Origin of the sequence: Kitasatospora sp. NPDC052896 (assembly GCF_044547075.1) — a bacterium.
GTDB lineage: Bacteria > Actinomycetota > Actinomycetes > Streptomycetales > Streptomycetaceae > Kitasatospora.
The window spans coordinates 599402-605401 of sequence record NZ_JBITZU010000002.1; the positions used below are offsets into that span (position 1 = coordinate 599402).

A 6000-nucleotide genomic window follows, 5' to 3' on the forward strand; every position below is an offset into this window, starting at 1 on the left:
CGGCGGCAGCGGCCGGCGGTACGGGGGTGGTGGTCGAGGTCTGGGCGGTGGTGTCGTCGGGACGGGTTGCGGCGCTGGCGGCGGCCGGCGTGGTCACGTTCTTCTCCCCTCGGTGCGCGGCTGTGGCCGCGCTGCTGGTTTTCCTGGACTGGGCTGCGGTGATGCCGTGTCCTCTCGTTCCGACCCGGCGGGTACTTCCCGCCGGGGCCGTCCCCCGGTGGCCGGGTCCGTCCCGGCCGGGGCCTGCTTCGGCTGCTTCTTGCTTGACCGCTTACAGGTGCGCGAGCTTGTACAGCGCGGGAGCCGCCGCGCGAACGGTCTCCCACTCCTCCTCGGTCAGTCCGGAGGCCAGTTCGGCGAGCCAGGCGTTGCGCTGCCGGCGGCTCTCGACGAGGATCTCCTCGGCCTGCTCCGTCATGCTGACCACCACCTGGCGGCGGTCGTCCGGGTGCGGCTCGCGCCGCACCAGGGCCTTCTCCTCCAACATCGCGATGATCCGGGTCATCGACGGCGGCTGGACGTGCTCCCGCCGCGCCAACTCCCCCGGGGTGGCGCTGCCGCACCGGGCGAGCGTGCCTAGCACGCCCATCTCGGTCGGGCTGAGCGACTTCTCGACGTGCTGGTGCCGCAGGCGGCGGGCAAGGCGCATCACGGACGACCGCAGCTGGCTGACGGCAGCGAGGTCGCCCTCGGACATCTCGGGCATGTGCTTAGCTTAGCTCATTACTCTCTCTAACAAAAACTGATTAACACTTCTTCCACCCCAGCGTCGGATGCGGTTCACCTCGCACGCCTTGGTTTGGCCGCACCGGAGCGGGGTTCGACCTTGCTTTCCTTGGAGCGCGGCGACGCAGCCGGGCCCGGGCTGCGCCATTTCGGCGACACGCGACGCGCGTCAGAAGAATCGTTTCACCTCAGGTCGGTCACCCTAGGGTTTCACCCAGCAACCCTGAGCGACCAGAAGAGGGGTCTCCCATGCGTTTCCGCCAGACCGTCGCCGCCGCACTCGGTGCGCTCGCACTCGTCGTCGCCGTACCCAACTCCGCCTACGCGGCCACCGGCAGCTTCGAGTACAAGTTCGGCCCCGGCCTGCCCGCGACGCTGCACGACCCGGAGAGCGGCCGGTGCGTCAACCTGTTCGGGGCCACGCCGAACGACCCGGCCTTCGCCCCGAGGAACTTCACCGACGCCACCGCCACGGTCTTCCTCGACTTCAACTGCGACGGCGACACCTACTACGTGATGAACCCCGGCAAGCAGCTGGGTGACCGCCTCAAGCTCCGCTCGGTGATCTTCTCCTGAGACCTCAGCGCGGGAAGGCCCGGCGAGCCCGCCAGCTGGTGTGCTCCCGGGCCACCGCGTCCTCGACGTCGCCGGCCAGCCGCGACCAGGCGGCCTCCGCGTCCGGCCCGGCGAGGTCCAGGGTCGACAACTTGCCCCACACCAGGTCGAGTTCCTTCGCCGCCAGCTGGTACGCCGAAACCAGCGGGCGCAGCTGCTTCAGCTGGGTCCAGGCGATCACCGCGGTGGCCCCCGCCGAGCAGGCACCGAACAGGTCCAGCGAGAGCGCGCCGGCGGCCTGCGCCACCGCTGCCGCCGCACCGAGGATCATCAGGGCGGCGATTCCGAGGCCCCAGGAGACCGACTGCGACTCGCAGGCATCGGCCTTGGCCCGGTACCAGGTGCGCTGCCCCTCGACCCGCAGCCGCAGGTAGAGCATGCGCCGGGCCATCAGGTTCGATGCGCGCAACTCCCGCATGCCCTCGGTGATTTCGGGCATGGCACCGGGGGAGATCACCCCGGAGTCCTCGAACGCCCGCAGCACGTCGGCCACTTGCTCCCGGTAGTCCTCGTCCACCTCCAGCGAGTCCGCCGGACCGTCGAACGGCCGGGCCCGCACGGTGTACTTCCAGGCCAGCGTCTTCACCGACTCGGCCGCCGCCCGGGCCTCGTGCCAGCGCGCCTGCGGGTTGCTCTGCCGCAACCGGGTCCAGAAGTATCCGGCCACCAGGAACGCCGCCACCGACACCAGCGGCGCGAGGTTGGTCCGCCCGTGCTCCGGCGCCCCGGTCACCGCGCTGACCACGGCGGCGGCCACCAGCATCAGGATCAGCCCGCGGTGCCAGCGCAACGCCTGCCGTTGACCGGAAATCGACGCCTGGTCTGCCGTCTGGAACGACTCGGGCAGGAAGTCCGCCTCGCCGATCACGGTTGGGTCCCATCGCGCCATCAGCCAGTGCCCCCTCACGACTCACCGGCCAGTATGCCCATCTCCCAACTCCAATACACAGCACGCTTTTCGGTCATCCACCGGCCCGACCGAGCCACCCGCTTGATCAGCGTCTCCCCCGGCCTTGGTATATCTGTCGCCCTCGAACCATCAACCGGGCCCGACAACGGCCCCGAGGGGGAATCCATGCGGGAGCGCTCAGTCGCCCCGAGACGTCGGCTGCCCGGCCTGGCCGGACGGCTCGCGGCCGTCGCCGCACTGACCACCCTGGCGGCCGGCCTCGCGGCCCCCGCCCAGGCCGCCGCCCCTCACGCGGCCGCCGCCCCGGGGGCCGCGGTCCCGGGCGACCTCACCGGGGACGGTAGTCCCGACATCACCGCGGCCGTCGACTATCCGGGCGACCTCAACGTCTTCCCGGCCGGCGGCGCGCCGTTCAACGCCTCCTCGGCGTCCCAGAGCCCCGAGGGCGGCAAGTGGAACGCCTACCTGGTCACCCACCACGGCAGCCTGACCGGTTCCCACACCGACGACCTGTACGCACTCAGCACGGGGTCGCACAAGCTCTACGCATACCCCAACGACGCCAACTACGGTGGCACCCCCGGCCACTTCACCCATCCCGAGCACGCCACGGTGATCACCAAGCCCGCCTGCGCCGCGGGCACCGACTGCACCAGCTACGACCCCACCTGGGCGTCCACCACCCAGATCGTCGCCGTCGACGGAACGGCGAACAGCGCCGGCCTGCCCGACCTCATCACCGTCGAGGGCGGCAAGCTCTGGTACTACCCGGGCAAGGCCGGCTCGCTCCTCGGCAGCCCCGTACTGCTCGGCACCAGCGGCTGGTCGGACACCACCGTGGTCGCCCCGGGCGAGATCGGCGGGACGCCCACCCTCTGGGTCAGGGACAACCCCACCGGCGCCCTGCTCAGCCTGCCACTGACGCTGGGAGCCGACGGCATCCCGAACGGCCCGCTCGTCGCCCCCGCCAGTACGTGGATCCAGTCGGCCGCCACTCAGAGCAACGGTGACCACCTCTGCCTGGACACTGACAACGACGGGACGTCCACAGCCGACGAGTGCACCCCGGTGCCCGGGCTCGACCACGCCGACAGCCTCGACTGGCTGCTCGGCAGGGACGGCACCGTGCACAGCGAGGGCTGGTGTCTCGACCCCGGGAAGGGCGCCGGCGTCAACGGCGGTGCGGTCGCCGTGCTGCCCTGCGACGGCCGCGGTTCCGAGCACCACTGGCAGGTCGGCCCCAACAGCTCACTGGTGGACACGGTGTCGGGCCGCTGCGTGACCGTCGGCGGGGACGGTACGGACGGCAGCCCGGTCGTCCTGGCGAGCTGTGCCGGCACGCCCGCCCAGAGCTGGGGCACGCCCGCCCGGACGGGAGTCGGTCCGCTGCCGGCCCCGCTGGCCCTGTCCACCACGACCTTCAGGCAGTACCGTGGCGCCGGCCAGACCCTCACCACGGCCGGTGACCTCGACGGTGACGGGATCACCGACCTGGTGATGGTCGGTTGGAACGTCGTCGTCTACCCCGGCCGCGCCGCCGTCGACGGCGTGGCCGAGTTCTCCCGCGACGGTTTCACGCTGGGATCCACCCAGTTGAACGACGGCGCCTACTTCAGCAGCATCACCACCGGCACCTCGTCATGGGCCGGAATCCCCGCCGCCGGCGCTCTCTACTCCAGCTGCGCCCGGCTCGCCATGGAGCCCGACGGCAACCTGGTGCTCCAGTCCTTCAAGGACAACCACAGCCTGTGGTCCAGCGGTACCGACTACGTCAACGGCGACGCCCTGCTGACCAAGGCGGGTGCCCTCGAGGTCGGTCCGTGGACCACACCCGTCTCAGCCGGGCCGGGTGCCTCCCTCACCGTCCAGGACGACTGCAACGTCGTCCTGCGCAACGCCTCCGGCACACCGGTCTGGTCCACCGGCACCTACGACCCCGCCTTCGACCACACCGGGCACGTCGTCACCGCGGGCAGCACACTGGCCGGCGGGAGCACCATCACCCTGCCGCAGACCCGGCTGGACATGCAGGCCGACGGCAACCTCGTCCTCTACTCCCTGCGCAGCGGACTACCCCTGTGGTCCAGCCGCACCTACAACCACCCCGGCGCCTACGCCGACATGCAGAGCGACGGCAATCTGGTCGTCTACGCCGCCAACGGCGCTCCGCTGTGGTCCACCGGCACCTACAACAACCCCGGCTCGCACCTCGTCGTGCAGAACGACAGCAACGTCGTGCTGTACAACGCCGACGACAAGCCGGCCTGGAACAGCGGTACCTACTACGCCAACCCGGCCCTGCTCGGCACCGCCATCACCAGCGGCAGCACCGTGCAGTCCGGCGCCGCCGTCGCCTGGAGCCACGGCACGCTGAGCATGCAGGCCGACGGCAACCTGGTGCTCTACACCACCAACAACCGCGCGGTCTGGAACACCGGGACCTACGGTCACCCCGGCGCCTACCTGACCATGCAGACCGACGGAAACCTCGTCCTCCACAGCGCCACCGGCAGCGCACTCTGGTACAGCGGCACCTACGGCAACCCCGGCGCCCAGGCGGTCATGCAGAACGACGGAAACCTCGTCATCTACACCGCCGACGGCAAGGCCATCTGGTCCACCAACACCTACGGCGTCTGACCCCGCAACACCCCGTGGCCCGGCACTTCCACAGTGCCGGGCCACGGCTGTTGCGCGGGCCCTCCCTGCGGATCCGTCCTCGGTCCTTGGTATACCTATCGCAGCTCATCACTGATCAGGCCTGTTCAGGCCCCAGGGGGAGGAACCCATGCGGGAGCGTTCAAGCGCCCCGAGACACCGTCTGTCCACCACCACCGGACGGCTGGCGGCCATCGCCGCACTGACCACCATCGCGGCCGGCCTCGCCGGGCCCGCGTACGCCGACGGACGTGGCCCCGCGCCCACCAACTCCGGTACGGCCACCACCGCCCAGGCCGCGCCCGCCGCCGCCCGCCCCTCGACCAGCTCGGTGCTCGGCGGCGGTTCGAACACCCAGCTCGCCGCGGGCGCCAGCATGTCCTCGGGCTGCGCGCAGTTGACCCTGCAGAGCAGCGGCAACCTGGTGCTGACCGAGCTCAAGACCGGCAAGGTGCTCTTCACCACCAACGTCCAGGCCACCAACGGCGCGGGCTTCCTCAACGTGTCGACCGCCGGCCTCACCCTGTTCGACGGCAGCGGCCGACTGGTGTGGCAGGCCGGCCCGTCCGCCGAGGGCGGCAACGCGACGCTCACCGTGCAGGACGACTGCAACCTCGTGTTGCGCAACGGCTCCGGCACCCCGGTCTGGTCCACCCGCAGCTACAACGCGAAGTACGACACCACCGGCCAGGTCGTCACCGCCGGCACCACCCTGCAGTCCGGCACCACGGTGACGGCCGCGCAGACCAAGCTCAGCATGCAGCCGGACGGCAACCTCGTCCTCTACTCGCTGCGCAGCGGCCTGCCGCTCTGGTCCAGCGGTACCTACAACCACCCCGGCGCGTACGCCTTCGCCCAGCGCGACGGCAACTTCGTGATCTACGGCGCCGACGGCACCGCGCTCTGGTCCACCTGGTCCTGGGGCAACCCCGGCTCGCACCTGACCGTGCAGAACGACAGCAACGTCGTGCTGTACAACGCCGACGACAAGCCGGTCTGGAACAGCGGTACCTACTACGCCAACCCGGCCCTGCTCGGCACCGCCATCACCAGCGGCAGCACCGTGCAGTCCGGCGCCGCCGTCGCCTGGA

The 6000-nt window shown here is 70.7% G+C and carries 4 protein-coding genes and 1 pseudogene; 3 read left to right on the top strand and 2 right to left on the bottom strand.

Annotation, left to right across the window (positions count from 1 at the left end):
• Positions 1-271: 271 nt before the first annotated feature.
• Positions 272-706, bottom strand: coding sequence for a MarR family winged helix-turn-helix transcriptional regulator (locus ACIGXM_RS08790; RefSeq protein WP_396558313.1), 435 nt, complete (start codon positions 704-706; stop codon positions 272-274).
• A 269-nt stretch (positions 707-975) separates the two neighbouring features.
• Here ACIGXM_RS08790 and ACIGXM_RS08795 point away from each other — a divergent pair, with 269 nt between their 5' ends.
• Positions 976-1302 (top strand): hypothetical protein, encoded by a 327-nt coding sequence (locus ACIGXM_RS08795; RefSeq protein WP_396558315.1) that lies wholly within the window; start codon positions 976-978, stop codon positions 1300-1302.
• A gap of 4 nt (positions 1303-1306) precedes the next feature.
• Here ACIGXM_RS08795 and ACIGXM_RS08800 read toward each other — a convergent pair whose 3' ends face one another.
• Complete coding sequence (locus ACIGXM_RS08800; protein WP_396558317.1) at positions 1307-2230, bottom strand: DUF4231 domain-containing protein; 924 nt, start codon at positions 2228-2230, stop codon at positions 1307-1309.
• Between the two features lie 186 nt (positions 2231-2416).
• Here ACIGXM_RS08800 and ACIGXM_RS08805 point away from each other — a divergent pair, with 186 nt between their 5' ends.
• A complete protein-coding gene (locus tag ACIGXM_RS08805) occupies positions 2417-4891 on the top strand; it encodes a ricin-type beta-trefoil lectin domain protein (protein ID WP_396558319.1) in 2475 nt (824 codons plus the stop codon).
• A gap of 148 nt (positions 4892-5039) precedes the next feature.
• Positions 5040-6000, top strand: a pseudogene (locus ACIGXM_RS08810) (hypothetical protein); the annotation flags it as partial.